This window comes from Curtobacterium sp. MCSS17_016 (assembly GCF_003234255.2).
In the GTDB taxonomy this organism is placed as follows: domain Bacteria; phylum Actinomycetota; class Actinomycetes; order Actinomycetales; family Microbacteriaceae; genus Curtobacterium; species Curtobacterium flaccumfaciens.
In genome coordinates, this window is the sequence record NZ_CP126255.1 from 390,381 (window position 1) to 414,674 (window position 24,294).

Consider the following 24,294-nt stretch of genomic DNA (forward strand, 5'->3'; position numbering starts at 1 on the left):
TTCTTATTGTGCTGCGTCTATCCCTCGTTCTGCTCCGCCCCAGCCTGCGTAAGAGCGCGACGCGCCTGCTTGTGCTGAGCACGGGCCGCGCGCTGCTCCTTGCGTTCGCTGTTCGCCTGTTCACGGACATCCGCCGCAAGTCGCTTGTGCGGGTTCTTGTCCTCGACGCGCTCCTTCACGTAAGCGTTCTGAGCGTCGGTGACCGACTTGACCTCGTCGGCGACAGCCTTGTGGGCGGTCTGCGCTTCACGGTGCTCGCCGTCGAGACGTGAGTACTCGGTCTCCGCCTTCCGATACTCGGTCAGCAGCTGGTGCTGCTCCTTCGAACGCTTCCCGTGAGACTCCGTCTCCACGCGTCGCTTCAGGTCCTCGACCTGCTGTCGTGCTGCGTTCCGAGCCGACTCGGCCGCCTTCATCGCTTCCTGCGACGGCTGGAGCTTCTGCTGCCCCCATTGAGCCACCTGAGCGCGGTGCTGCTCGAGCTGCCCGGCTGCGTTCTGCCGCGCCGCATTCTTGATGTTTCGCGTCTTCTGCAAGCCGGCCTTGTGCCCGTCCCGCGCGCCCTTGACGACGTTGCCGAAGTTGCCGGTGAGAGCTCCGGCGGCAGCACCCGCGAGAGCCCGACGGCCCGGCCGGGTCGCAGCGTGCGCAACCATCGCCGGCCGCGCCACCGCTGCTCCCGTGTTTACGGCGAACTGCACGGAACGCCCCGGTGCCTTCGCCGCGAGGAGGCCAGCCTGCTTCCAGAACTCCGGGCTCCGGACGCTCTGGTTGGCGTGACCGATGGCACGCTTCGTCGCACCCTTCGCCCCGTCGATCAGTGTCTTGCGACCGTCCCTCGTGGCGATTGCACGCGTGGCGGCGGCCGCTCCGATGGCGACACGCTTCGGCGCTCCGGCGACAGCCTTGGCTGCGGACGGGATCTTCTCCCGAGCCGCCTTGTGCGCCGCGAGCGCCTTCGTTCCGGCTCCCGTGATGAACTGCTTCGAGTTGGTCAGCGCGTTCGTGACTGCCTGGTTCGCGCGCTCGCCCGCGTTCAGCGGAGCCGCCTGCGGCAGCGTCGGGTCGAAGTCAGCGAGGGCGCCCTTCTTGCCTGCCTTGCCCGCAGAGCCGAGCACACCGGACACCTTCGCCACGCCGAGCCCTCCGGCGGCCGCCGCGCCAGTTCCGGCGCCAGCCCCAGCAAGGCCTCCGATAGCGGCCTTCGTTGCACCGCCCGTGCCCAGCGGGGTCATGCGGCCCGAACGGCCCTTGGCGCCAGCGCTGAGAGCACCGGCACCCGCTCCGGCGCCAGCAAGGGTCCCAGCCGCAGCCCCGCCGGTCCGGGAGGCGCGGTTCATACCTGCGCGACCCAGCTGTCCCGGCGCCCCGGCGCCGCGCGACTGCAGTCGGTTGACCAGACCGGCACCTGCGACTGCGCCGAATCCTCCGGCCATGGCGCCGTAGCCCATGGCTCCGGAGACGGTGAAGGGGCTGGGCAGCCTGAAGATTTTTTTGAATACCAGGTGGAGCATCACCATGGCGATGAGTGGTGAGAGTCCAACCCAGACGGAGTTGACGATACTGCCAGCTTCGGCGAGGTGGAATCCCATGACGATCTTTGAACCGAGAGCTACGAGCGACAGCAGGAGCGATGCGCTCATGGAGAGCACCGCGAATCCGACGTACGTCTTCGCATACTTCAGGACTCCGTTGAAGCCGTCCCCGCGGATCAACGCACCGATGAGCACGAAGATCAGGGCGAGCACCTGAATGACAGTGGCGAGTTTAGCCAAGAGCACAACCAACGCGATTGCGGTGTAGACGACGAAGCACGCCAGAGCCGAGATGAGGTAGGCGAACATTGGGCCGGACCCGTTCGACGTCAGGTTGTTGCCGTGGAGACTCGCGAGGAAGTTAGTCTCTGCCTCGTAGTCAGCCGCGGACGTGTTTTCCTGGTCGTACTTCTTGTTGATGTCGCTGTTCGACCCGGGGAAATCGAAGTTGTTGAAGTCGTCTGGCTTCGGATTCGAGATAGCATTGAAGCACTGGGTGGTGTCAATGGACTGGTCTGACGCGGGCTTCTTGAAGCCCGCGGGAACGGACAGCTTCCCAGACTTGTCGTACTGGCAGGCCGCCCACGCGACGAGAGCACGGTCGTCGTCCTTGTCATCGCTGTTGCGCACCCAGAGCGGAGAGCGCGTGACGAACTTGCCGTCGCCGTTCACCGCCCCAGCATTCGTGGCGACGTCCTTGCTTCCGAAGGTGAGAAGGATCTGGTTTTCCGCCTTGCGGCCGGAGTTCACGTCAAGCTGGTGACACAGGACATCCTGACCGTAGCTGGAGCTCTTACCGTCCTTGTTCGTCGTGCCGTACTGGGTTTGAGCCCAAGCGGCAAGCCCGGAGTTCATCCAGGCATAGTTCAGCTGCACCTCGGTCTGCGTTGCTTTCTTGGAGCCGAGGTCAACCAGCCGCTTGACGTATGGCGCGCATTGGCCAGCGCTGAGGTAGTCGTCGTTGTCGACCTTCATCTTGTCCGCAGTGGATGACAGCGAGTCAGCGATGCCTTCGGTGAGCTTGCAGACGCCGACGTTTGTGAGGTTAGCGATCCAGCCCGGCGACGCGACCCCGAAGTTGTTGATAGAGGTGCATCCGCCCTGGTTAGAGCGTGACGTCTTCTCCGTGGTGGCGTTGGCCCCGCTGACCATTGCCACGACGATGCCGAGGATGAGGGCGATGGACAGGAGCTTTCGGAGGGGAGGGCGTCCACGCATGCCGCCGAAGAGTGCCCCACCGGCGCCGATGATTACGATGCCTGCGGCGAACGGTGCGGCTAGGAACGCGTGCCCGATGGCGGCGAAACCCTTGTCGACTGTGTAGCCGACGGTGCCGAGGAGGTCGGTGTCGCCGGCCATGCCGACGAACCCGCCCCCGAGGTTGTAAAAGAGGTTCCCGACGCTCATCAACGCGCCGGACACACCGGCCTGCATCATGTAGGAAGTGGCGGCGACTCCGCCGAAGCCGTCGAAGCGGCCGTGGAAGGCCTGCGTGGCCTGGTCCCATCGCTTGTAGGGCAGGCAGTTGTTCGGGTCCTGGTCGTTGCTACAGCCGACCTGGCTCCAGCTCGAGGCGTCGCCGCCCGCGGTTGACAGCAGCGGCGAGGCCGCACTCATGCCCGAGGTGGCGGGGTTGTGCTCGCTGGTGGTGGCACTCGCTGCCGGAGCTACGCCGAGAAGCGCCACGGTGAGCGCGGCGCTTGCGAGGAGCTTCTTCCAGAGGTGCATCAGGCTGGCTTTCTCTTGCCGGTGAGCCGGCGGGACGACGTGAAGACGGGGTTCGGTGCGTCGGCTAGTGGGCGGAAGATTGGTTCGGCGCTGGCGACGATGCGCGTGAAGCCGAGGTCCTTGGTTGTCGGTTGGAAGCAGACGTAGAACGTGTTCGCGTCGTTCTGTCTCTTGTCGAGGAACTCGCGGTAGCGGCGTACTTGGAGCCCACGTCGGCTGCGTCCTTCGAAGAAGATGAACGACGCGGCGATGACGATCGGGGGAACGATCGCGATGACGAGGATGCCGAAGAACGGCAGGAGCATCAGAGTGGGGACGAGTGAGAGCACACCGGAGAGGCTGAACACGATGAGGGTGCGTCGACCGACCTCGATGCCGCTGATGATCATGGTTCGGCCGTCGTTCTTGCGGCGGCCGGTGAGGTCCGTTAGGGAGTAGACGCTGGGCATGGTTCACCCCTTCGGGCTTGCGGGCGGCGGTAGGACCGCCGCCCTAGGGTGGCATTACGTCAGGTTACCGATGATATTTCCAATACCGTTCACCGCGAAGTCTGCGAGCGTGAGGATCAGAGGGATGAAGAACTTCGGTCCGGCCAAAAGCGCACCCGCGAGTGCCGCCCACAGGAGTCCCTGAGTGTTACCGCCCCCACCGCGGCGGCGCTGGAAGAGGTAGCCGCCGACCGCGACGACGACGAGGATGACGCCCGCGATGGAAAGGAACTGCAGCAGCTTGTCGACGTTCCCGCCGGACAGGGCGGACACGAGCGTGTTCCACGACCCTGTGAGGTCGACCTTCTCGCTCGAGCTCGCGGTCGAGAGGAGGGTGGTCGCTGAGACGGCCAGGTTGGTGAGCATGAGGGGTTCCCTTTCGCGGTGAGGAGTTGATGGCTCCGGAACGCGAACATGCGGCGAAAACCGAGGTGTCTCGTGGCGACGCCGAACTCGTTCCACCTAACGTGTGTGCGGCGGCCGCGAACCAACGACGGGCGTGCCTCAGGCCAACCCTTCTCCGATCGAATAGGCTGCGAGAGCGAGTCTCCGCGCATAGAGGTGGTGTCGGGGCGACCGCTTCGAACGCCGCACCTCCATGGCCCCGGAAGACGATCCCTCCAATGAAGGCACCTAGCAAGCAGTTCCTCTCCGTCGCCGCCATCGCGGTCCTTTCGCTGACCCTCGCCGGCTGCTCTGGCAGCGACGGAGGCAAGGACACCGTGGGTACAGCGTCGAAGGCTTCCCTCCCGACGGAGGTCTCGAAGGTGGCGTCCTTCGACTCGCCGAACGGCATGCCCGCGGGTTTGACCGTCACGCTCGGGCGGGATGACAAGTTCGTATCCGCCGCCGCGCTGAAGGCTGGTGCGAGAGGGGCCGTCGTCATGGTGTCCAACACCAGCGCGGACGACGTGAAGATCGGCGGCAACGTCTACTTCGGCGACGCCGCCACCCGCGGCAATTGGGACGGATACCCCAACGAGCTGACACTGAAGGACGACCAGCTACCGACTGAATGCAAGGGCCAGTCCGGCGGCCTGAATAACGCTTACCTTGGCTCATCCGCCGGCAGCAGCATCACAATCAAGGCCGGGGAAGCCGTGTACGGTTGCGCCATCCTGGGGCAGGAAGCACTCCCGAAGGACGGCGACATCACCGTAGTCGTCAACGACAAGGACAAGACCGACATTGGCACGACCGTCGCCGTCGGTGACAAGTTCACCAGCTAGAACAGCCAACGCCGCAGCGAGCTACGGCGCGGCCGTGACAACCGCAAGTCTCACCCTTTCGGAAAGCGCGCCGAACGCTCGTCGAGTGGATTCATCCGTGCCAGACACCGACTCAAAGTCGAGCTGAATGAGGCCGCGCTGGTCAGGCAACTTGTGCAGCTTGCCTTCACGAACACGCACAACCAGGTAGCCCGCTTCGATGAACAGCGCCGTCTTACGCGCGTCGCGTTCCGTCGAGTCCCGGTGCCAGAACTGCCCGTCGTACTCGATGACGACTGGACGCCCTTGATACTTGCCCGAGATGTCGGCGCTGATGCGGGCCGGACCGAAGCGGGCCCAATCAAATCTCTTCCCTTGTTCCGCGTCGTCGAGCCAATGGCTAACCGCCTCGAAGAGCCGCCGTTCTGAGTGCGAGGTGTGGGTGTTGGTGCAGCGAGAGCAACCGGAGGCGCGGCGGGTCCGGTCCCGCACCATCGCATGCCACTCATGACTGCATTTCTGGCAACGCCAAAGGACTCGTTCATGTGCGCCGGCCGCTACCTCTGTCGGTCGTGTCTCGTTAGATGGTGCCCACTCGGCGGCCAGCTGGGGATGCGTCGTCGCAAGGTCGTTGACCCCGGCCCGCACAGCGTGCCCAAAGCAGACCTCGCATCCAGTACCTCGACTTGTTCTGAGCTGCACGCTGTCTGGCCACTCGTGACCGCACTCGCCAACCCATATCGCTTCTCGGTTGGACCCTGGATGCACCTCGAGCGGGTTGTCCGTCCAGTTCTTCGTCGGGTGCCATTGAGCCCCGAGAGCGGGGAACAGTTCGGCGAGACTCTGCCCGGGCCTGGGGCGAGACTTCGACTTCCCCCTGATTGCTACCGCGCAGTCGCCACATCCGCCGTTGTCGGACCTGGCTCTGCTTGCGATAACGGCGTGCGTCTCGTGTCCTTCATCGCAGAGCCAGTGAGCCTTCTGCTGGGAGGCGACGGTCACATCCTGTGGCGTGAGGTTCCCGTTGAGCGTCGGGTGCCAGAGCGCGGCGGCTGCTGGTGCCTGACTCGCGAGGTCGTTGAATCCTGCGAGGACTCGCTTGCCGGCGCAGTACGGACAGCCGTCTCCACGATTTCGGTGGCTGGGTAGCGCGTCGTACTGGTGGCCACATGCTCCAAGCCACTCGACGCTGTAGTTCGCGGCAACCGCGATGTCCGCTGCCGTCAGGTCCCCGTTGGCCGTGGGATGCAGCTCGGCGGCAAGGTCGGGGCGCGCTTCGATGAGCGAACGACCAGGCTTCGGCACGCGGCTGCGAAGCCCGTTCCTGGCCGCGGCGCACTTCTGGCATCCAACCCCAACGATGGCGCGGTTGACGATGACGGTGTGCCACCGATGTCCCTCGGCGCATATCCAGTGCACGTCTGCATTGCTGCCGCCAACGAACATCGTCGGGAGGTCGTCGCCGTTCCGCTCAAAGTCCCACTCATCGACGAGGTGGGGGTGAGTCGTCGCGATGTCATTGAAGCCGACCTTGACGCGTTGGTTCGTGCAGTAGAGGCACTTACCCGTGAGGCGGACCATCTTCTCGACGGACGCCGGCCAGTGGTGGTCGGGGTAGTCGCACGTGTTTGAGAGCCAGGTGAACTCCTGCTTCGAGCCGTAGCCGACATCGGACGGCGTGAGCTCGCCGTTGGCGGTCGGGTGCCAGAGGGCTGCTACGTCGGGGCGGCGCTCGGCGAGGGAGTTTCCCGGCTTTGGCTTGCGGCGGGCTGCATCGGACTTGAGCCGCCCACAGTCCCGGCACCCGGCGTTGCGTCCGGTGCGTGCGCTGATGAGCTGTTCGAAGTCGCCGTGTTCGCAGCCGCTGTTCCACCAGGCCTTCCGGTTCGTGCTCACAGCAACGTCGGCTGGTGTCTCAGCGCCGTTCTTCGTGGGGTGCCACTCTGCGGCAATGTCGGGGCGGAGTTCTGCGAGGGAGCGTCCTGACTGCGGTCGTCGGCGGGAACGTCCTCGCTGAACCGCGCCGCATGTGGGACAGCCTGTGCCTCCACGAGTGCGGTTGGGTAGTGGCGCCGGCCACTCGTGCCCGTGCCCGTCGACCCACTCGACTGTGATGTTGGCGCTGACGGACACGTCGGCCGGCGTGAGTTCCCCGTTCTTGGTGGGGTGCCATTGGGCGGCGATGTCGGGTCGGAGTTCGGCGAGGGACCGTCCGGGTGCCGGCTTCGCGGGTCCACGGCTGCCGTGCCCGCCGGTCTTCGCCGTTACCGGCTTTCCCTCTTCTTGTCCCTCCTTTCTCGCTTCTCGCAGGCTCTCCCCCGTCTCCGTCTCGCAGTCCGGGCAGCCGACGCCCCGCATGCAGCGGTCTGCGATGCTCGCTTCGTAGCGGTGACCGTTGACACAGACCCAGCCGGCGACTACCTCGCTGTCAGCGCGGAGCCCGAGCGGACGCAGGTGCTTGTTGGCGTCGTTGTCCCATGCGACCATCACGTCGGGGCGCGACAGTATGCCGGCGGTGTGGCCGGCTGTGGTGCGTGAGGATCCCATCGGGACCCCTATGCGCGGTCGGTGGGTGGTGTTGTGTGTTCGGCGTGTCGCGGGTGCTCGGAGTTTGGGCAGCAAGCTGTTGCCCTCTTCGCGCAACAGCTTGTTGCGCGATTCGACCTCCCGTCCGATTACTCGTCCTGTGTCAGGCCTCAGCCCGCTCGAGCATCGTGTCGCAGGCGTCGCGGATGCGTTCGGCTAGGTGTTGGTAGGTGGCGGTGTCTGTTGCGCGGGTGTTGGGGTGCTGCAGTTGGGTGAGCCGTGGGTGGTTGATGCTGACGTCGGGGAGGCGGTGGGTTGTTGTGTGTTCGCGGACGCGGATGAGGTGCGCTCCGGTGGAGAGGATCTGTTCGGTCTTCCTTCGGTCGAGGTCTTCTCTGTCCCGGTGCCAGTACTCGCCGTCGTACTCGATGACGATGGTGGCTCCGCGGTAGGTGCCGACGATGTCGGCTTCTGCTTGCCCGCGACCCATGGTGGTGTTGGGCAGGCGGACTGTGCCGGCCGCGTCGGGGAGCCATGCTCGTACAGCTGCGAGGACCGCTTGTTCCGCTCCGGAGGTGCCGTTGGTAGTGCAGCGAGGGCAGCCGTAGCCGGCGTTGCGGTTCTTCACTTGTGCTGGCCAGGTGTGGCCTCGGTCGCACAGCCAGAGGACGGTGGTGTCGCTTCCGGGTTGCACGTCTGCCGGTCGGCTTGGGTTGTCGGGGTGCCATTCGGCTGCGAGGTCGGGGCGGACGGTGGTGAGGTCGTTCACGCCGGGTAGCAGGTAACGGCCGGCGCAGTATGGGCAGCCTTTCCCTTGCTTCCGGTTGTACGGCGCTGTGTTCCAGGAGTGCCCGCAGGCGCCGACCCAGCGGATCTGCTGTCGGCTGTTCCCCGCTCCGATGGTGGTCGGGTCGATGTTGTTCTCCGGGTGCCATTCGGTGAGGAGTTGGGGGTGCGTGGTGGCTAGGTCGTTCACGCCGGGGGTGATGATGCGGCCCGAGCAGGTGGGGCAGCCGTGACCCTTCACGCGTTTGTTCGGGACCGACTCCCAGGGATGTCCTTCTTCGCACAGCCACCAGCGTGGCGTGTTGGACCCTGCGGTGACCTGCTGCGGGGTGAGGTTCCCGTTCTGTGTGGGATGCCACGTGGCCGCTACGGCTGGCGCTGTCGTTCCGAGATCGTTGACACCGACCTGCACCTGTCGGCCGGAGCAGACGCCGCAGATTGCCCCGGCTACTCGCTTCCCCAGGACGGTCTTCCACTCGTGGACGACGCCGTCGTGTGTCGCGATCCACCAGACGGTCATCCGACTGCCGATGCTGACGTCTGTGGGGAGGGTGGGGCCGTTTCTGGACGGGTGCCATTCCTGCGCGAGGTCGGGACGTAGGTCCGCGAGGCTTCGACCTGGGAGTGGCGTTCGGTGGGGCACCTCCGCTCTATGCCGCAGTCGTGGGGCCGGGTGGGACCTCGGTGAAGCGGGCTAGGTGTGTCTCTTAGCGCGTCTGCCGCGCCCTCCGACGCGATGCCCGGAAGGCGCTGATGCGCAATCGTGGACGAACCGCCGTCCATATGTGATGATTGGCGAAACCCATATGGAGGTGGTCGCTGTGGCGATGACGTCAGCAGACTTGCCGCCCGCTCTTCTGAGTGAGGCGAAGGACATCCTCGGCGTGAAGTCGAACCGGGAGGCGCTCGAACGGGCTCTGCAGAGCGTTGTGACTCGGCACCACCAGCTGCTCGCTATCAGGGGCATGGCGGAGGTCGATCTTGACCCGGATGCGGTGAAGATCGAGTACCCGCTCGACGGCGACGACGCGTGAGCTCGGGCTGGTCGGCGACGCTGCCCGTCTCCGACCTCTTCGCCTCAACGTCCGGCGGTGTGACCTACCTCGTCGACACTTCGGTGTGGATGAACCTCAGCCGGTCTAAGTCGGTCGCGACTGCGTTCCAGCTACTCGCGTCGGGCGTGACAGTTCAAGAGCTGCTCATCTGCCCGCCGCTCGTTGCTGAGGTCGGGTTCGCCGCTCAGTCGCCGGCAGACCACGACAAGGTGATGGACTATCTGCTGCAGTTCCGTGACTGCCCGAAGGCGCCGAGCAGCCGGACCACACTGGGTATCCAGAGCGCCCTGTGGCACGGCGGGAAGCTGCGTGCCGCGGGCGCGATGGACACCGTCGTCGCGGCGTACGGCCTCGAGAACGACGCGACGGTCCTGCACTACGACACGGACTACGAGCACATCGCCTCTGTGCTGCCTGATTTCAAGCATGAGTGGATCGTGCCGAGAGGGACGGCGTAGCGCAGCGGAGTCCGAACCTATCCAGTTTCGCGATGACGCTATCCAGGAGGTGGGTAAGTCAGTTCACCGTCCGTTCGGGTTTGCCCCCTGTGCGGAGGATGGCGGTGATGCGTTCGTCTTGGGTGAGGGCTCCGGCGAAGGGTGGGTTCTGCCGGAGTTCTTGCGCTTCGTTGTCGTGGCCGAGCATGAGTTCGATGAGGTCGTTCACGGGCCCGTCGCCGGCTGCGGCCCAGGTGTCGAGCCATCGTTGTGGAAGCGGCCCGTTGACGACGCGGCGGCCGGCGGCCCGATTGAGGATCCCGTCGCGTCGTCTACGGGCGGAAGGTCAGGCCTTTCCGTGCGCGGCGGTGATGGCGGTCTGCTCGGCGTGGAACCGTTCCATCTGCGCGTCCCGCTCTTCGATGATGGTGCGAACTTCGGTGGCGATGCGCTCGTCGGTGTTCGCGAGTGCTGCGATGTGCTGACCGAGCAGCTGGTGGATGTAGTCAATCTCAGGGGCGAACCCGTTGATGTAGGGAGCACCGTCGGAAAGGTTGACGAGGATCTCGTTCCCGTCGACGCTTGCGGTGGCGATTGGGCCAGCGTTCTGAGTCATGACCGCGTAGGTGCCGTTGATGCCCTTGCTCGGGGTGGCGAGGGTGACCTCTCCACCGAACGGGTTCCATGTGTTGGTGTAGTCGGCGTGGAACGTACCGGCTTCCTGGTCGAGGTAGACGATGCTGGGCAGATCGGTGTCGCCGCCGCCGACGAGTTCGTACTCGAGCGGGTTGGTCCAGAAGTTGGGGTCGCCGAACTCGACCTGGGAGAGCGCGTTCTCGACGTCGTGGGTCTGGGTCCAGTCGCTCGGTCGGGCGATGAGGATTCCGGCGTTGGCGGCGACGGGGCTGGTAGCGATCGCGTTGATGATGCCGGTGAGGTAGTTCAGTGGGCGGAAGTCATCGTGCACGGTCAACTCGGTGAGGTGGATGACGTCGCTGCCGGCCTCAAAGAAGTGGACCGCGTCAGGCTCCGGGCCCAGGCCTTGGAACAGCTCGAGGCTCTGGACGCCCGCCTGGATGAGGAGTGTCGCTTCCCCGATGCGTACCTCTGTGTCGGCGTCCCTGCTGGTCGGTGTGGTGAAGATGGCGGTGGCTACTGTGGCTACTCCGTCGAGGGCGGCTCGGTTTCCGCGGCTACTGCTGGTGACAGTGATGCTGGCGTTGATGAGGTTCGTGTAGGAGGCGGCTGCCTGCTCGATTTCGCTGCTCATGAGAGGTCCCTTCGTGGTGCCGCGGTTGTCGCGACTCCAGAGCTATGCGGGGACAGTCCGGCGACCTGTGAGTTCAGCTGCCCCAGGTGCGGGGGTGCGCGCAGCCGGGCGTCGGCCTTGAGGGGCCGTGCCCGCATCGGGTCGGTCCGCTGCATGTCGGGCGCAGTACCTCGGTCCTGTACGGACCAATCTTGCAACAACCTGTTGCCCAATCGGTTCTCGGCTCATCGGGTTGCACTTCCAGGCCGGGCGCGGCCCGCTTCCGCTGCGGCCCGGCTCGGCGCGGTGGGGCGTCGGTCCGCGCTGGTCAGAAAATCTTGTCGACCTATCCATCTAAGTGATAGTGTTATCCACCAAATGAGTAGGTCATCAGTCTCACGGTTGTCTCCGCTGTTCCGGTCGGACACGCAAGCAGAGATCCTCGCCCGTGTAATGCTCAACCCGGGCACGCAGTACTCGATCAGCGAGCTTGCTCGGACCGTTGACGTCCCGTACGCCACCGCACATCGGGAGGTGAGTCGGCTCCTCGAGGCCGAGCTGTTCACCGCAGAGCCCGCCGGCCGCACCATCCTCGTGAGAGCAAATCCGGACGCCATTGCCTACAAGCCGACGGTCGAACTTCTGCAGCTCTCGTTCGGTCCTCCGGTTGTTCTTGGACGTCTTCTTGGCCGGGTGGCCGGCGTGGAGGAGGCGTACATCTACGGTTCGTGGGCGGCTAGGCGGCTGGGCGAGGGCGGTTCACCCCCAGGGGACATCGATGCTCTTGTTGTGGGCAGGCCCGACCGTGGGGAGCTGTACGAAGCTGCCATGATGGCTGAGCGGGAACTGCGGCGAGAGGTCAGTGCACGCGCGGTGTCGCGTGAGCTCTGGGAGAGCGCCTCAGACCCGTTCTTGAAGACTGTGCGCCAGCGTCCACTGGTGCGCCTGGATCTGCAGGGGGAACCGCGTGACCGTGAACAAGTGGAACAAAGGTCGAGCTGAGGTCGAGCAAGCCATCCGCGACGGGATGGTCACGAAGGTGTCCGCGTCCCGGGACCTGGCGAACGAGATGATCAAGCAGGCCGAGGGAACGCTCGCCGCCGCTGAGGCCGTGGTCGACATCAGTGTCGAGAGCGCGTTCAACCTCCTGTACGACGCGGGCAGGCTCGCAATGTCCGCGGTGCTCGTGAACCAGGGCTTGAAGACTCGTGGCGAAGGGGCGCATGCGACTGTCATCGACATCGTCATCGCACAGACCGAACCTCCGAGACAGGAGGCTTTCCGCGCGATGCGGTGGATGAGGCCGGTCCGGAACGACACGCAGTACCCAAATCCCGAACGTTCACGCGCAGCTCGTGACGACTACGACGATGCACACAAGCACGTGCCGGTCATCATCGAGCGCGCCAAGGTCCTCATCGAGAACATGCCTCCGTTCTGACTTAGACAGGTAGGTCAGCTGACCGGACGTGCCGGCCTCGCGCCGGCGCGGAGGATGGCGGTGATGCGTTCGTCTTGTTGGAGGCACCGGCGAACGGGGAGTTCTGTCGGAGCTCCGCCGCCGGCGTCGCTTGGTTCCATCACTGGCCACTGTCGACGCCGGCGGCGCCGGCGTCTACTTGACGGTGAGCACCTTGGTCTTGAGGGTGGCTGCTTTGTGTCCGTAGGCGGCGGGGACGTGGGCGGTCATGTAGTACTTGCTGCCCTTTTTGAGGTGCTTGTCGAAGGCCCAGGCGAGTTGGTAGGTCTTCTGGCCGCGGAGGTCGAGGGTTCGTTTGGCGGCGATGGTGCCGTCGGGCTTGCGGAGGGTGGAGTCGATCTTGCCGGTGTAGGCCTTGCCGGTGACGTTGATGTCGACGCCGACGCTGAGCATGTCGCCGTAGACCTGGGCGGTGTAGATGTTGGCGATGCCGGGGCCGGTTTTGGTGCCGACGTACCCTTCGGGGCCGCCGACGTCGGCTGTTGCTGCGGTGGTGCCGGTGAGGGTGAGGGCGGCGGCGATGGTGAGGGTGATGGCGGTCTTGCGGGTGCGGCGCATGGTGGTCCTGTCGGTTGTGGTGTGGCCCGAGGGGTTCGGGTTCGTGGTCGACAGATGCGGCCGAGACGACACGCCCCTCCTTGCGCTTTCGAACACACGTTCGAATAGAGTGTCAGTCGTCGCGGCTACGGTCGTGGCTCCGGGGACGGCAGCGGCTGGTTGGTCCCGGCGTCTTGAGCAACCCGACCCTGCCCGCGCTCTCTCCGCGGACGGGGCCCGGAGGCTCTGTTTCGTCGTACACGGAGGGGAAGAACACCATGCTGCTGGAGGCACCACTGACCGAGGACCAGTTCGTACTGTCGGAGACTGAACTGCGGGAGGTCGTACAAGCAACCGTCGCCGCCTGCTACAGCAACAGCACCAGGCTCGGCGTCGCCGCCGACCACTGGGCCGGGACACTGTTCGGGGAAACCCTCGGCACTCCCCCACTCACCGCCGTCGCCGCCGTACTCGGCGTGAACGTCACCTCCGTCGAAGACCTCCTCCACGACGTTCGAGTCGTCGGCCGCCTCGTCCACGAACAGGAGACAGGCCTCCCCGCACCGTGGTGACACCTCACTGTGGGCCCTCTCATTGCGCTGGGAGGGCCCAACCGCGAGGGTCACACATAGGCGGTCAGAGGGGCTGATTGCCACGAGGGGACCTGAGCAATGAAGCGCACAACAGCGCTGCTCGGCTCTGCCGTCATGGTCGCAGCAACGATGCTTGCGACCCTGCCGACAGCAGCCAACGCAGCACCACTCACTCACGACCAGAAGCTCGCTTTGGTGCCGGCAGCGGTCACTGCAGCGGGCCTTCGAGACGACCAGCTCTCAACCTGGTACCTCGACAGCGCGGGAGCGACACATGTCGGCCTCTCGTCCTACACAGCAGCGCAAGCGGTGACCCTGAAGACGGAACTCGGCGCAGGCACCATCGTGGAGCAAGCGGACGCCGTGGAAGGCGCTGAAGGGTACGCCCCGGTCAACGGACCGGTCGGGAAGAAACTCCTCGCACCGAAGACCCAATCCACCCGGTCTGTCACCCCTGACGTCGGCACCTCCGGCAGCGGCGGGGACGGCAAGGGCATCACACCCGGTGACTACGAGCCGTTCCTGACCGTTCCCACGTACCCGGGCGGCGTCCGCATCGTCCGCCAGGACGGCAACCTCGTCGTCTGGTGCTCAACGACGGCTCTGTGGGGCGGGAAGATGCTGACGGCAGGGCACTGCGGACCCAACGGAGCATCGTGGCAGCAGGGCTACTACAGCGGCGGTGAGATCGCGGCATCTGGCCCGGCGGGCAAGGCGTCGTCGGTCCACTGGGAAGCGGACCAGCCCGACGTGGCACTGCTCAGCGGTGGCGCTGGGTGGGACACCGGCATGTACATCTCCCGGGACAAGGGCAACGTCACCTTCGTGCACGTGGCCGGCGCAGCCGTCTCGCAGGTCGGCTCCGAAGTGTGCACGGATGGAACGACATCGGGGTACGTCTGCGGCGCGAAGGTGAACATCGTCAACGGCTGCATCAACATGACGGAGCGAGGCAAGACCGTGCACGAATGCGGGATGGACTCCGCGTACAACCCGAACACCGTCGTCACCCGACCCGGCGACAGCGGCGGTCCGGTGATCACGAAGCCGTCGAACGGGAAGGTCGTTGTCGCCGGTGACATCTCCGGCGAGAGCAACGGCGGGCACACCGTCTGGTACTCCGACGTCAGCCGTATCAAGCAGATCCTCGGCTCGAGTATTACGGTCGGCTGATGAACCGTGTCGCACTGGGAACGATCGGCCTCGTCGTGATGGCGGCTGCTCTCGCCGGCTGCTCGTCGCATGACGCTGCGACTTCTCCGCCAGCAGTTCCCAGTGCGACTTCTCCGCCAGCAGTTCCCAGTGCGACGTCGTCGTCGTCGTTGCCGGTCGTCAGGAGCACCACTGGTTTGGTGAAGCTCCCGTGGACCTCCCCGAACTCGGCCGGGGCCGACGGACTGGTGGTGAGTGTCGAGAACGAAGACTGCGTGGCACCGAAGGGTGTCTCGGTCGATGAGACGGCGACGACTGTCACGGTCACGGCCTGGGGTGAGAAGCTGCAGGAACCGTGCACGGCCGTCGGCTACGCACTTGCCGGGGCCGTTCCGTTGCAGCACCCGCTCGGCGACCGGAGGCTCGAGCACGGGTAGGCCCAACGTCAGAACGGCCCGCAGGAGCGTTCCTGCGGGCCGTTCTGTTGTTGGGTGACCTACGCGCCGTCGGACACTCGCCGTGCGGTTGCGGCGGCCGCTTCTTCCTCGAGGAGGCGTGCACGGCGGCGGACTTCGGCGACGCCTTTCTTCGCTGCGGTGATGCTGCGGCCGGCGCCGCGGCGGACGCGAGCTGTCACGTCGCGGGCTGGTGCGGACGTGGCGACGTCGTGGACGAGGTCCGCGGCGGTGTCGAGGGCGCTGTCGAAGCGGCTGATGGCTCCGCTGGTCGCGGCCTTGAACGTGTCCTTGGTCAGTGCCATGTGTGTTCCTCCCGTGTCGTGCTCGCCGGCTGCGAGCGGTTGCTTCGCTGAGATGCGGCGGGTGTCAGCCGGCTACGTACTTCGTGTCGAGTTCGGCGTACGCGGCCTCCGCGGAGAGCGTCCCGTCGAGGATGCGCCGGGTGCGGTCGGTGGTGTCGGCGTTCGGCTGGTGGCCGGCGAGGGCGGCGCTCTTCTCGATGAGTGCGAGGCGCTGGTCGTTGACGGTCTTCGGGGTCGGTGCCGTGGACATGGTGGGCCTTCCGGTCGGTACTCACTGGCTGCGAGCGCGTACCGGTGGTCATGCGACGAAAGCCGCCAAAAGGATCCAAGGGTGGGTCCTTTTGGCGGCTTTCGAGGTGGGTGCCCGGTTAGTGGTTGAGGCGGACCACGGCGAGGTTGTCGCGTTCGGCGCCGCGGTTCATGCTGACGACGCTGACTGGGTAGGGCTGTTTGTCGTCGCCGATGCCGAGGTGAAGTTCACCCTTGGTGACGTCGGTGCTGTCGGCTGCGTCGAGGAGGAACCGGCGAACGTCGGCGGGGTCCTCACCGATGGTCTCTTTGAGGTTTCGGGGGCCGCCGAACGGGCGGCTCTTCCAGCCGTCGGTGCTCATCAGTACTTCGAGGGACGCCGGGTCGACGACGGCGATGGGGTCCTGCACGAGGCTCATGAACCCGTCGAGGGCGTACTCGGTTGGGTATTCCTCAGCGAGGGCACGGTCGGAGTAGCCGGCCGGCACTTGGTAGGAGAAGCCGTGGAGGACGAGCTGCTCGGGGGTGGAGATGTCTCCACGCTGCGCGACGAGGCGGAGGTGTTTCCGGTACCGGTTGTCGGTGCCGTAGCCGGCGATGGCGTCGAAGGAGGCGCAGCGGACTCCGGGGCGGTCCCAGTAGCCGTCGCGGAGGGAGCTGAAGAACCGCAGCTGGTCGCCGTTGGCGACGAGCTCGCTGGCCCAAACGTCCACTTCCCAGTACCCGGCGGTCTGTTCGGCGACGGCTGAGTCCACCTCGTACAGGTCGAACAGGTCCTGGTTCCAGAACGTGCGACGGCCGACGATTTCGCCGTGCTCCTGCTTGATGAGCCACTCCCAGGAACCGACGAGCGGCGGTTCCGGGATCTCTTCATCGACGGGGAAGACGCCGGCGAAGACACCGACGATGGTGCCGCTCCACGGTGCGATGATCGGCTTGGTGGCGATGCGGTAGCTGATGCCGTTGTGGTCGACGATCATGCCGGCGTTGCTGTCGTCGCCGGCCATGAACCGTTCGACACGTCCTTCATCGAGGAGGAGCCGTCGCGGTGTCTCGGAGAGGATCTTCCGGGCGGCGCCGGGGCCGCACGGTTCACCGTTGCAGATGACGAGCTGCTTGCCTTCGGGACCGGTGAACAGCCCCCATTGGCTGGCTTCGAGGGTGGTGCTCATGCGCCCCCGCTCACCTGCGCGGTGGAGCCGGACATGTACGGGTTCTCCGCGACGTGGAAGATGGCGTCGGCAATCTCGTCGGGCTGCGCGAGACGGTTCATGGGGACTTCGGTCATCATGTGCGCGCGTTCTTCGTCGGTCATCGCGGCAACCATGTCGGTGTCGGTGGTGCCGGGTGCGACGGCGGTGACGCGGATGCCTCGACCGGAGTATTCGCGAGCCATGGAGCGGACGAACGCTTCGATGGCACCCTTCGACGCGGTGTAGGTGGTTTGCCCGGCGACGCCGTACTTCACGGACATCGATGACATGAGGATGATGGAGCCGTTCTTCTGCCGGAGCATCGGCTTGAGTGCGGCTTTCGCGGCGAGGATGGGCCCGACGGTGTTCGTGCGGAGCACGTCGAGGATGTCTGCCTCGGACGCGCGCATGAGGAGGCCGTCCTTCGTGATGCCGGAGGCGACGACAAGGGTGTCGAGGCTGCCGAGGTGCTCGAGCGCGGCTTTGAACCCGGCGGTGATGGACGCTTCGTCGGTGATGTCCAGTTCGACGGGGTGAACGCCTTCGGGGACCGCGCCATTGCCGCGGTGGGTTCCGGCGACGGTGTATCCCTCGGCGAGGAATCGTCTGGCGGTGGCTGCACCGATTCCGCGGGTTGCTCCGATGATGAATGCGGTTTTACTGTCGGTGCTCACGTCGACAAGTATTCGCGGATCGTCTCGGGATCACCAACCGAGTACTACTCAGGTCTCGCGCCTGCGCGTAGCGGCCAGCGAGCCGGGTGGACCACCCCTTCTACTGGGGGCAACGGGGTACAGCGTTCAGGCTTGTCACAGACTCCGGCTTCTGCGTAAGCTGGCACCACAACGGACTTGTACCCTGCCGACGGATGTCGGTGGCGGTGTCCATTCCCTTATTCGCCTTCGTGCACCCAAGGAATGTTGATGCCCGCCCCGGCTCAGATACCCGTCATCACTCGCGTCAGCGACCGCGTCTGGTTCGCTCACTCCCCGCTGGTCAACTGGTCAGCAGTGCGCACCGACGTCGGCATCGTCCTCATCGACGCCGGCTACGCCGACCAGACGCCGTACGTCCTCGACACCGTCGCAGCAGCAGCCGACGGCGCCGAGCACCCCGACCTGGTCGCCGTGCTCGTCACCCACGCCCACACCGACCACATCGGCGGGCTCATGGAACTCAACCGGCTGCACCCGAACGTTGAGGTCCTCGCCGCTGAGGTCGAAGCCGCCGCGGTCGCAGGACCTGAGCGCGAGCAGCTGACCATCGCCACAATGGGCGACCACCTGCAGCGTCCACTGTTCAAGGCATGGCTCGACGAAGGCATCGCCGCCGGCGGCCTCCGCCCCACCGCAGTCGAGAACGTCCGACCGTTCACCGACGAAGACCTCGCCTCGTTCAACATCGCCGCGACCCTGGCCGCCGGTCACACGCACGGCAGCACCGTCTACGAAGTCCTCGGCGACAACGTCCTCATCACCGGTGACGCGTTCATCACCGACCACATGAGCTACCCGAAACCCATCGTCGGCGCCATCGACCCGATCTTCACGACCGATGAAGCGGCCGCAGTTGAGATCGCTGAGCACATGCGCCGCGACCTGCTGATCCTCCCCGGCCACGGACCGTCGTTACCTCCCGAGCGCTCGAGCCCATAGCCGAGCCCACACCCCGAGCCCCCATCAACACTTCCCGGTTTGCGGCGCTACTTGTCGCGCCCGCCGGACCTTCGCTCAGGAAGATCATGACGTTGACCACGATCACGTTCATCAGCTCGGCAGCCATCAAGGGACAGGCGCCGGCACTTCACTACCAGCCGATCACCGCCGCCGACGACGACACCTTCATCCTCACCGAGACGGAACTGCGCGAAATCGTGCAGGTGACCGTCGCCGCCTGCTACGACATCTCCAACGACCTCGGGGTCGTCGCCGACTTCTGGGCCGTCGCACTGCTGCACCGCACACCGCACCAGCCCGCACCGGAAGACATCACCGCGGCCCTCAACTGCACCCTCGACCGGGTCGAAGAACTCACCCTCCAGGTCCGCGACGTCGCCCGCGACGTCCACGAAGAGGAGACAGGCCTCCCCGCCCCCTGGTGACCAAGACTCCGCACCCGTCCTGCCTTGGGGGGAGGACGGGTGCGGGCACAACATCGGCGGCCACGGATACGACAGAAGGCGCGTCGGTGCTGCTCGGTACGCTTTCCGTGGCGGAGGGAGCCGGATGGTCGAGGAGCTGGTGCACTTCAGGAGAATGGACCAGCCGGAGTTCGACCGGGTGGTGGAGGCGCTCCTCATCGAGGAACACTCTCGGCCAGGACTTCGCGTGCATGCTCTCGACGGTCGTGGCGGGGATGGAGGCGTCGACGTCGGGGTGTGGGACTCCTTCGGCGCCCTCGTGCACGTCTTCCAGCTGAAGTTCTTCCCGGAGGGGTTCTCCGGGCTGATGTCGAAGCGCCGGCAGCAGGTGAAGAAGTCCTTCGACACCGCTTGGGAGCTGCACCACCCGCCCATGTGGACGCTCGTCATCCCGCGGAATGCTTCACGCGAGGAGTCCGACTACGTCCACAAGCTGGGCGACGGGAAGAACGTCGAGGTCCGCATCATCGGCCAGGCGGAACTTGACGTTCTGCTTGCGAAGCACCCGCACATTCACGACCGGTTCTTCACCGACAAGACACGCGACTACCTGCAGACCATCAACCGTCCCGAGGAGGCGCTCGCAGCCGCCGGCGACATCGCGGCCGTCATGGGCCGTGTGTTCGGGAAGCTGCAGAGCCGCAGCGCCCACTGGGGTTCCGACGTTCGCCTCGGCGCTGACGGCACCGTCAGAGAGACACTCGTCGGGCTCACCCCTGACGCACACCTCCGTGAGCCGTTGACGATGCACCTCACCGCCGAGTTCGGCGAAGACACCACCGAGCTCCGTGACGAGTTCGACAAGGCAATGCGGTTCGGGCTCGCTGAACCGGTGGTGCTACCGGGCGCCGTCGTGAAGTCCTTCGTCCGCACGGGTGCACCCTGGTTCGAGGGCGACGACCCTGTTGAGGAACTGCATCTCCTGCCCGGCGACGCTGGAGCGGGAACGCCGGTCACCCTCATCGCGCAAGACGCGTCGGGCCGGAAGCTGCAATCAGTCGTCGGCACTGTTCGACGGTTCGCCCGCGGGTCCGAGGGCAGCCAGATGGTCGTCGACGTGGAAGGCGGGCTGCTGAGCACCTGGGTTCTCCCCGACGACCCGACCACTGGTGCCAGCGCCGTCACATTCGAGATGGTCCCCGACGGCGCGCCTGTGCGGAAGGTGCGCCGGCTTGGACGGTTCCTCGACGTCATCGACGACGCTGACCATGTCCTGCTCCGCATCGACGGCCGCGACTACGCACTGTTCTCGTTTGGGCCGGGCGAATCCCACCGGCCGACGCCGGCGCTGATGGCGTTCCTCGACGACCTGCTCGTCCTCGAGGACGAGTTCGACGTCGAGTTCATCTTCCCCGCCGACGGCGTGAGCACCCATGAGCGCTTGTGGGTGGCGACGCTCCGCGAGATGGTGCGTGGGGCCGCTGCGCCCGTTCCCGGGGTCGACGCGATGACGTTCACCCTTTCGGCGACGCCCAGCCCAGAGTTCGTCGAGCGACTTCGCGGGGACGACACAACACTCCTCTTGCAGGAGCGTCGATTCGAGATGGAGGTCCTCGGCGTCAATGTCTACGTCGGCGACGTCCTCCTTCACCAGGCGCAGTGCAGCTTCGAAGACGGCGCGGCGCACGCGGACGCTATCGAAGCCGGCGAAGGGGCTGGCCGACAGGTGCGAGTCCGTGGCGTCAACAACATCCCGTGGATCGTCTACCGCCACAACGTCGACGCGTCCGCGGATGGGCCCATGCCCCTGCACGGCTGGGGATTGGAAGACGTCCCCGAGCACCCAGGACTCGAACGGTTGCAGCAGATGCGCGCGACCAGCCGCGGGGCCGCTGAGTAGCGCTTCCTACCGGTCGTTGTCGCGGACGACCCAGCCGGTGAACGGCTTCATGACGGCCTGCCCGCGGTGTGAGCGTTCGAGGTCGTCGAGGAGTGTCTGCGCTGGCGCGCCGATGCGGGTTCGGTCGGTTGCGCGGCGGGCTGTCTCGAGGAACCGGTCGGTGGCGTTGGTGCCGGCCATCGTCAGGTAGAACAGCACTTGACGCCATGCGTACGCGGCGTTCTTCCGCTGCCGAAGTCCACGCGGCTGCTGCGCGGCGAGGAGTTCCGGAAGCACGGTGCGGGTGAAGGCTGTGGTGGCGGCGGTTTCCCAGTCGATGGTCACGCCGGCGTGGGTGACGATGGCGAGGTTCTGGGTGGTGAGGATCTGCGCCTGTTCGATGACGCTGCCGGCGACGGCGACGGAACTCCACCGGCTGTACGTGTCGATGCCTGCCCGGCGGTACGTCTCCTCGGCGAACGTCTTCTGGTCGGCGGGAGCCTGCTCCCCGAGGCCGTAGTAGCGGCCGTACAGGCCGGCTGCGACGTATTCGTGTGCCAGGCGTGCGGCGGTGACGAACGTCTTCGAGAACCCGCCCATGAAGATGTCGGCGGCGAGCTCGTAGGTGACCGGCAGCGGCAGGTCCGCCTGTCGGTACAGTTCCGCGATGACGCGGAGGAACGGGTTCGGGAGGACTGTGCCGGGGAACGACTCGATGGCGTGCTTCGTCAACGTGTTCGCCTGCCGCAGCAGCCGTACCCGGGCGGATCCGCTCGTCTCCGATGTGGCGGTGAGCGCCTGATACCAGGGCAGCGCGGTGACCTGCACCTGCGTCTGGTAGTTCAGCAGCAGCACGCTCCGGCGGTTCTGGAACGCGGTGAACGTCGCCGCGGCGAGGTGGCCGGCGACAGAGTCCACGTACTGGCCGGCGATGCCTGGTCCGGCGAGTTGCGGGGCGACCGCGGCGAGCCCTTCCGCGGACGTGATGACGCCGACGTGGATGAGCTGTCCGATGGGTGCGTGCCGGGCCCGGTCAACGGTGCGGCGCACGAACGGAAGGTGCTCGCCCCGGGTGTCGGCGATGAGACGCAGTGGTTCGTGCGTGAGGACGTCGCGGTGCGGGCGGAGCGCGTCGGCAGCTTCCTTCGCAAGCACAGCGTGGGACGGCTTGGCTGCGTCCTCCTGCTGGACACGTCGGAGGGTGGTCAGCGCCTCCGATGCGGGGGCGCCTCGCTTCGCGACGACGTCGGAGACAACCTGCCGGGCGCGGTGGATCTGGGTGTGGTCGCCGGCGAGTGTGGCACGGGTGGCGGTGAGGAGGATCTGGACGGTGGAGCCGGGCTTCCGGTGCTTCGTCGTGAGGGTGTGCTCTTCGGTGAGGGCGTCGTACACGTCGAGGAGGTCCTGGGCGTGGTTGCCCCAGCCGTCGGGGAAGACACGGCCGACGGTGCCGGCGGCGTCGCGGGTGTCCCACCAGAGGGCGACGAGCTGGTCGGTGTACGGACCCCAGATGCTGTTCGCTTCCCGTTGCGCTTCCACCTGCCGGCGGGGCTTCTTCTGCTCGAGGGCGGTGATGGCGTCGCCGATGGTGGCGATGTGCACCCCATCCGGGATCGGTGCCGTCAGTGGGATGGGGAGGAACTGCAGCCGGTCGGCGTGCGGGCGGATGGTGTCGATGATGGTGGCTGCTTCGGCGCCGTGCCCGGTGCGGATGAGGTGCGCGACGGTGAGCAGTGCCGCCTGTTCCGGCAGCCGCACCTGGTACGTCCGCTGGTCGAGGAGGGTGGTGAGCCAGGTGAGGCCGGCGTCGGTCAGCGCCCACTGGAACAGGGCCGCGCGGCTGCCCGGCAAGCCGTTCGCCGTGGCGAGAGCCTGCTCGTCGTCGGTGAGGGGTCCGGATGCTGCGGCGTGGCCGGTGGCGAACCCGCCGCGGATGATCTCCGGGGTGACCCATGCGGGCATCCCCTTCGTCGGCACAGGGTCACCGACGGTGATGCGACCTGCGTCGATGCCGGCGATCGCGTCCAGGGTCTTCGCCATTCGCCGGTCGTTGTCGGCGTCGAGCGCGCGGCGGAGCTGACCCCACAGGTAGTTCGGTGCGGACATGACGACGGTTCCCCTCATGGTGATGCTGTTGCCGACGTGGCAGGTGCTGCCCCTGCGCCCTCCGAATCCGAAGTCCGGTGCTCTACTGCTGAGCTACACGCCGATGGTGCCCATCGTGCCAGACGGCCTGGTGGTGGTCCTATGCGCGGACGGGGTTGCGCCCCGCGGGGTGCGCGCAGAACCCTCCCCACCTGACGCGGCTCTGTGCGCCCGAACGTGTCAGCTGGTGACTACTGCTGCGTGCGCTTCGTGGGCTCGCCAGCCGGCGGTGAAGTCGCTGGCGGCGATGTCCTTGTTGACGCGGAACTGCGCTGCCGTGTTGACGTAGTGCGCGGTTGCTTCGTGGAGGGCGATGGCGCCGTCGACGGTGGGGCCGCCGAGGAGCAGTCCGCGGAGGCGGAGGACTTCCTCCGTTGCGGCGAGGGCGCGGTCCTTCCAGTACCCCGGGTACATGTGGTCGGGGATGGGGTCGGCGTCGTCGGTGAGGACGACGCTGTTGATGGCGGAGCGGAGCTCGGCGAACTGCTCGGCGGGCATCGTGTCGGTGACGGTGATGCGGCCGTCGGCTGCCGCGGTGGCGGTGCCGGTGAAGCTGATGGTGGCGGTGGACTCGTCGTCGGAGACGGCCACGGTGTACGGGGTGGTGGTCAAGAGGGCTCTCGTGCTTTCTGTTCTCGGTGTCCTCTCCCCTATGCGCGGATGTTCGCGGTGTCAGGGGACGATGACGCCGGTGTCGGTCTCTGCCCACCAGTACAGGCCCGAGTCTTCCGGGGCTGCCGTGTACCAGCTCTCGGTGTCGGCGATGATGAGGGCGGCGTTCCGGGCGATGAAGCTGGTGCTGATGGCGTGCAGGGCGGTGCGGATGATGGTCTCGGTGGCGAAGTTGTCGAGGAGGGCGAAGTCACGGATGGCGAGGACGTCGCGGCGGCCGAGGATTCCCGCGGCGGTGAGAAGCGCGCCGATGTCGCGGTACTTCCGGTCGACGCTCGAGGCGAGGTCCGAGTACCAGCGTGCTGTGGGGACTGGTCCTCCGGCGGCTTCTCGCAGGTCGAAGTGGGTGCGGACGTTGGGGACGATGACCGCTGACGCGTAGCCGATGTCTGTGCTGCCGTCCACCTCGAGGTGGAAGCGGATGTGCGCACGGTCGTACGGTGCGAGGTCGAAGGGGCGACCGCGGTGGTCGCGGGTGACGGACGCGGTGGCGGTCAGCCGACTGTCGAAGTTCGAGTCGGTCACGGTCTGCTCCTCAGGGT

Annotated in this window: 26 protein-coding genes, 1 tRNA gene and 1 pseudogene; 11 read left to right on the forward strand and 17 right to left on the reverse strand. The window is 66.2% G+C overall.

What is annotated here, in order from left to right; all coding sequences use genetic code 11:
- Nucleotides 1-17: 17 nt before the first annotated feature.
- From DEJ19_RS20860 to DEJ19_RS20870, 3 genes are read right to left on the reverse strand one after another with little or no spacing between them, the layout of a single operon-like run.
- Nucleotides 18-3,263, reverse strand: a complete 3,246-nt coding sequence (locus DEJ19_RS20860) for a hypothetical protein (RefSeq protein ID WP_111231863.1) — start codon at nucleotides 3,261-3,263, stop codon at nucleotides 18-20.
- On the reverse strand, nucleotides 3,263-3,712 hold the full coding sequence (locus DEJ19_RS20865) for a hypothetical protein (protein ID WP_146250423.1): 450 nt from the start codon (nucleotides 3,710-3,712) through the stop codon (nucleotides 3,263-3,265). Before DEJ19_RS20865 ends, DEJ19_RS20860 begins: the two co-directional genes overlap by 1 nt.
- A gap of 54 nt (nucleotides 3,713-3,766) precedes the next feature.
- On the reverse strand, nucleotides 3,767-4,117 hold the full coding sequence (locus DEJ19_RS20870) for a hypothetical protein (RefSeq protein ID WP_111231861.1): 351 nt from the start codon (nucleotides 4,115-4,117) through the stop codon (nucleotides 3,767-3,769).
- A 257-nt stretch (nucleotides 4,118-4,374) separates the two neighbouring features.
- Here DEJ19_RS20870 and DEJ19_RS20875 point away from each other — a divergent pair, with 257 nt between their 5' ends.
- Nucleotides 4,375-4,980 carry a hypothetical protein gene (locus DEJ19_RS20875; RefSeq protein WP_111231860.1) on the forward strand — a complete coding sequence of 202 codons (606 nt, stop codon included), beginning with the start codon at nucleotides 4,375-4,377 and terminating at the stop codon, nucleotides 4,978-4,980.
- A gap of 21 nt (nucleotides 4,981-5,001) precedes the next feature.
- Here DEJ19_RS20875 and DEJ19_RS20880 read toward each other — a convergent pair whose 3' ends face one another.
- From DEJ19_RS20880 to DEJ19_RS22050, 3 genes and pseudogenes are all read right to left on the reverse strand, one after another.
- Entirely contained in the window at nucleotides 5,002-7,506 is a 2,505-nt protein-coding gene (locus DEJ19_RS20880; protein WP_111231859.1) for a zinc-ribbon domain-containing protein, read from the reverse strand.
- 142 nt (nucleotides 7,507-7,648) lie between these two features.
- A complete protein-coding gene (locus DEJ19_RS20885; RefSeq protein ID WP_258377315.1) occupies nucleotides 7,649-8,461 on the reverse strand; it encodes a zinc-ribbon domain-containing protein in 813 nt (270 codons plus the stop codon).
- Nucleotides 8,462-8,488: 27 nt separating this feature from the next.
- Nucleotides 8,489-8,914: pseudogene (locus DEJ19_RS22050) on the reverse strand (zinc-ribbon domain-containing protein); the annotation flags it as partial.
- Between the two features lie 145 nt (nucleotides 8,915-9,059).
- Here DEJ19_RS22050 and DEJ19_RS20890 point away from each other — a divergent pair.
- Together DEJ19_RS20890 and DEJ19_RS20895 are read left to right on the forward strand one after the other, a co-directional pair.
- Nucleotides 9,060-9,305, forward strand: a complete 246-nt coding sequence (locus DEJ19_RS20890) for a hypothetical protein (RefSeq protein ID WP_181441409.1) — start codon at nucleotides 9,060-9,062, stop codon at nucleotides 9,303-9,305.
- Between the two features lie 59 nt (nucleotides 9,306-9,364).
- A complete protein-coding gene (locus DEJ19_RS20895) occupies nucleotides 9,365-9,784 on the forward strand; it encodes a PIN domain-containing protein (protein ID WP_146250417.1) in 420 nt (139 codons plus the stop codon).
- Nucleotides 9,785-9,842: 58 nt separating this feature from the next.
- On the opposite strand, the gene DEJ19_RS20900 is transcribed toward DEJ19_RS20895, so the two are convergent.
- Together DEJ19_RS20900 and DEJ19_RS20905 are read right to left on the reverse strand one after the other, a co-directional pair.
- Nucleotides 9,843-9,992 (reverse strand): hypothetical protein, encoded by a 150-nt coding sequence (locus DEJ19_RS20900; RefSeq protein ID WP_181441408.1) that lies wholly within the window; start codon nucleotides 9,990-9,992, stop codon nucleotides 9,843-9,845.
- 117 nt (nucleotides 9,993-10,109) lie between these two features.
- Nucleotides 10,110-11,033, reverse strand: coding sequence for a hypothetical protein (locus tag DEJ19_RS20905; RefSeq protein WP_111231855.1), 924 nt, complete (start codon nucleotides 11,031-11,033; stop codon nucleotides 10,110-10,112).
- Between the two features lie 432 nt (nucleotides 11,034-11,465).
- On the opposite strand from DEJ19_RS20905, the gene DEJ19_RS20910 reads away from it, so the two are divergent.
- Both DEJ19_RS20910 and DEJ19_RS20915 read left to right on the forward strand, forming a co-directional pair.
- Complete coding sequence (locus DEJ19_RS20910) at nucleotides 11,466-12,014, forward strand: helix-turn-helix domain-containing protein (RefSeq protein WP_111231854.1); 549 nt, start codon at nucleotides 11,466-11,468, stop codon at nucleotides 12,012-12,014.
- Nucleotides 12,015-12,081: 67 nt separating this feature from the next.
- Nucleotides 12,082-12,453 (forward strand): HEPN domain-containing protein, encoded by a 372-nt coding sequence (locus tag DEJ19_RS20915; RefSeq protein ID WP_284176607.1) that lies wholly within the window; start codon nucleotides 12,082-12,084, stop codon nucleotides 12,451-12,453.
- Between the two features lie 174 nt (nucleotides 12,454-12,627).
- Here DEJ19_RS20915 and DEJ19_RS20920 read toward each other — a convergent pair whose 3' ends face one another.
- Nucleotides 12,628-13,050 (reverse strand): hypothetical protein, encoded by a 423-nt coding sequence (locus DEJ19_RS20920; RefSeq protein WP_111231852.1) that lies wholly within the window; start codon nucleotides 13,048-13,050, stop codon nucleotides 12,628-12,630.
- 257 nt (nucleotides 13,051-13,307) lie between these two features.
- On the opposite strand from DEJ19_RS20920, the gene DEJ19_RS20925 reads away from it, so the two are divergent.
- From DEJ19_RS20925 to DEJ19_RS20935, 3 genes are all read left to right on the forward strand, one after another.
- Nucleotides 13,308-13,601 carry a hypothetical protein gene (locus DEJ19_RS20925; protein ID WP_111231851.1) on the forward strand — a complete coding sequence of 98 codons (294 nt, stop codon included), beginning with the start codon at nucleotides 13,308-13,310 and terminating at the stop codon, nucleotides 13,599-13,601.
- A 99-nt stretch (nucleotides 13,602-13,700) separates the two neighbouring features.
- Nucleotides 13,701-14,795: a chymotrypsin family serine protease gene (locus DEJ19_RS20930; protein WP_146250413.1), complete on the forward strand. Its 1,095-nt coding sequence runs from the start codon at nucleotides 13,701-13,703 to the stop codon at nucleotides 14,793-14,795.
- A 254-nt stretch (nucleotides 14,796-15,049) separates the two neighbouring features.
- Nucleotides 15,050-15,211, forward strand: a complete 162-nt coding sequence (locus tag DEJ19_RS20935) for a hypothetical protein (RefSeq protein ID WP_284176608.1) — start codon at nucleotides 15,050-15,052, stop codon at nucleotides 15,209-15,211.
- Nucleotides 15,212-15,270: 59 nt separating this feature from the next.
- Here DEJ19_RS20935 and DEJ19_RS20940 read toward each other — a convergent pair whose 3' ends face one another.
- The 4 genes from DEJ19_RS20940 to DEJ19_RS20955 all read right to left on the reverse strand — a co-directional run bounded on the left by DEJ19_RS20940 (nucleotide 15,271) and on the right by DEJ19_RS20955 (nucleotide 17,650).
- Nucleotides 15,271-15,534 carry a hypothetical protein gene (locus DEJ19_RS20940; RefSeq protein ID WP_111231848.1) on the reverse strand — a complete coding sequence of 88 codons (264 nt, stop codon included), beginning with the start codon at nucleotides 15,532-15,534 and terminating at the stop codon, nucleotides 15,271-15,273.
- A 64-nt stretch (nucleotides 15,535-15,598) separates the two neighbouring features.
- Entirely contained in the window at nucleotides 15,599-15,784 is a 186-nt protein-coding gene (locus tag DEJ19_RS20945) for a hypothetical protein (RefSeq protein WP_111231847.1), read from the reverse strand.
- Nucleotides 15,785-15,902: 118 nt separating this feature from the next.
- Complete coding sequence (locus DEJ19_RS20950; RefSeq protein WP_111231846.1) at nucleotides 15,903-16,955, reverse strand: hypothetical protein; 1,053 nt, start codon at nucleotides 16,953-16,955, stop codon at nucleotides 15,903-15,905.
- Nucleotides 16,952-17,650 carry an SDR family NAD(P)-dependent oxidoreductase gene (locus tag DEJ19_RS20955; RefSeq protein WP_181441407.1) on the reverse strand — a complete coding sequence of 233 codons (699 nt, stop codon included), beginning with the start codon at nucleotides 17,648-17,650 and terminating at the stop codon, nucleotides 16,952-16,954. The genes DEJ19_RS20950 and DEJ19_RS20955 overlap by 4 nt, the downstream gene beginning before the upstream one ends.
- 249 nt (nucleotides 17,651-17,899) lie before the next feature.
- Between DEJ19_RS20955 and DEJ19_RS20960 the strand changes: the two genes are divergently transcribed.
- From DEJ19_RS20960 to DEJ19_RS20970, 3 genes are all read left to right on the forward strand, one after another.
- A complete protein-coding gene (locus DEJ19_RS20960; RefSeq protein WP_181441406.1) occupies nucleotides 17,900-18,631 on the forward strand; it encodes an MBL fold metallo-hydrolase in 732 nt (243 codons plus the stop codon).
- 86 nt (nucleotides 18,632-18,717) lie between these two features.
- Nucleotides 18,718-19,077 carry a hypothetical protein gene (locus tag DEJ19_RS20965; RefSeq protein ID WP_111231843.1) on the forward strand — a complete coding sequence of 120 codons (360 nt, stop codon included), beginning with the start codon at nucleotides 18,718-18,720 and terminating at the stop codon, nucleotides 19,075-19,077.
- Nucleotides 19,078-19,201: 124 nt separating this feature from the next.
- Nucleotides 19,202-20,956 carry a hypothetical protein gene (locus tag DEJ19_RS20970; protein WP_146250411.1) on the forward strand — a complete coding sequence of 585 codons (1,755 nt, stop codon included), beginning with the start codon at nucleotides 19,202-19,204 and terminating at the stop codon, nucleotides 20,954-20,956.
- A gap of 6 nt (nucleotides 20,957-20,962) precedes the next feature.
- Here the strand turns inward: DEJ19_RS20970 and DEJ19_RS20975 are convergent, their stop codons facing one another.
- The 4 genes from DEJ19_RS20975 to DEJ19_RS20990 form a co-directional block, all read right to left on the reverse strand.
- Nucleotides 20,963-23,059 (reverse strand): hypothetical protein, encoded by a 2,097-nt coding sequence (locus tag DEJ19_RS20975; RefSeq protein WP_146250409.1) that lies wholly within the window; start codon nucleotides 23,057-23,059, stop codon nucleotides 20,963-20,965.
- Between the two features lie 13 nt (nucleotides 23,060-23,072).
- Nucleotides 23,073-23,144, reverse strand: a tRNA-Arg gene (locus DEJ19_RS20980).
- A gap of 116 nt (nucleotides 23,145-23,260) precedes the next feature.
- Nucleotides 23,261-23,692, reverse strand: coding sequence for a hypothetical protein (locus tag DEJ19_RS20985; protein WP_111231840.1), 432 nt, complete (start codon nucleotides 23,690-23,692; stop codon nucleotides 23,261-23,263).
- Between the two features lie 60 nt (nucleotides 23,693-23,752).
- A complete protein-coding gene (locus DEJ19_RS20990) occupies nucleotides 23,753-24,277 on the reverse strand; it encodes a hypothetical protein (RefSeq protein ID WP_111231839.1) in 525 nt (174 codons plus the stop codon).
- Nucleotides 24,278-24,294: the final 17 nt, after the last annotated feature.

Bases quoted from the DNA above. Each gene is read 5' to 3' on its own strand.
- DEJ19_RS20860 (WP_111231863.1), bottom strand. From the start codon at position 3,263: ATGCACCTCTGGAAGAAGCTCCTCGCAAGCGCCGCGCTCACCGTGGCG.
- DEJ19_RS20865 (WP_146250423.1), bottom strand. From the start codon at position 3,712: ATGCCCAGCGTCTACTCCCTAACGGACCTCACCGGCCGCCGCAAGAAC.
- DEJ19_RS20870 (WP_111231861.1), bottom strand. From the start codon at position 4,117: ATGCTCACCAACCTGGCCGTCTCAGCGACCACCCTCCTCTCGACCGCG.
- DEJ19_RS20875 (WP_111231860.1), top strand. From the start codon at position 4,375: ATGAAGGCACCTAGCAAGCAGTTCCTCTCCGTCGCCGCCATCGCGGTC.
- DEJ19_RS20880 (WP_111231859.1), bottom strand. From the start codon at position 7,506: ATGGGATCCTCACGCACCACAGCCGGCCACACCGCCGGCATACTGTCG.
- DEJ19_RS20890 (WP_181441409.1), top strand. From the start codon at position 9,060: ATGATTGGCGAAACCCATATGGAGGTGGTCGCTGTGGCGATGACGTCA.
- DEJ19_RS20905 (WP_111231855.1), bottom strand. From the start codon at position 11,033: ATGAGCAGCGAAATCGAGCAGGCAGCCGCCTCCTACACGAACCTCATC.
- DEJ19_RS20910 (WP_111231854.1), top strand. From the start codon at position 11,466: ATGCTCAACCCGGGCACGCAGTACTCGATCAGCGAGCTTGCTCGGACC.
- DEJ19_RS20915 (WP_284176607.1), top strand. From the start codon at position 12,082: ATGATCAAGCAGGCCGAGGGAACGCTCGCCGCCGCTGAGGCCGTGGTC.
- DEJ19_RS20920 (WP_111231852.1), bottom strand. From the start codon at position 13,050: ATGCGCCGCACCCGCAAGACCGCCATCACCCTCACCATCGCCGCCGCC.
- DEJ19_RS20925 (WP_111231851.1), top strand. From the start codon at position 13,308: ATGCTGCTGGAGGCACCACTGACCGAGGACCAGTTCGTACTGTCGGAG.
- DEJ19_RS20930 (WP_146250413.1), top strand. From the start codon at position 13,701: ATGAAGCGCACAACAGCGCTGCTCGGCTCTGCCGTCATGGTCGCAGCA.
- DEJ19_RS20940 (WP_111231848.1), bottom strand. From the start codon at position 15,534: ATGGCACTGACCAAGGACACGTTCAAGGCCGCGACCAGCGGAGCCATC.
- DEJ19_RS20945 (WP_111231847.1), bottom strand. From the start codon at position 15,784: ATGTCCACGGCACCGACCCCGAAGACCGTCAACGACCAGCGCCTCGCA.
- DEJ19_RS20950 (WP_111231846.1), bottom strand. From the start codon at position 16,955: ATGAGCACCACCCTCGAAGCCAGCCAATGGGGGCTGTTCACCGGTCCC.
- DEJ19_RS20960 (WP_181441406.1), top strand. From the start codon at position 17,900: ATGCCCGCCCCGGCTCAGATACCCGTCATCACTCGCGTCAGCGACCGC.
- DEJ19_RS20965 (WP_111231843.1), top strand. From the start codon at position 18,718: ATGACGTTGACCACGATCACGTTCATCAGCTCGGCAGCCATCAAGGGA.
- DEJ19_RS20970 (WP_146250411.1), top strand. From the start codon at position 19,202: ATGGTCGAGGAGCTGGTGCACTTCAGGAGAATGGACCAGCCGGAGTTC.
- DEJ19_RS20975 (WP_146250409.1), bottom strand. From the start codon at position 23,059: ATGAGGGGAACCGTCGTCATGTCCGCACCGAACTACCTGTGGGGTCAG.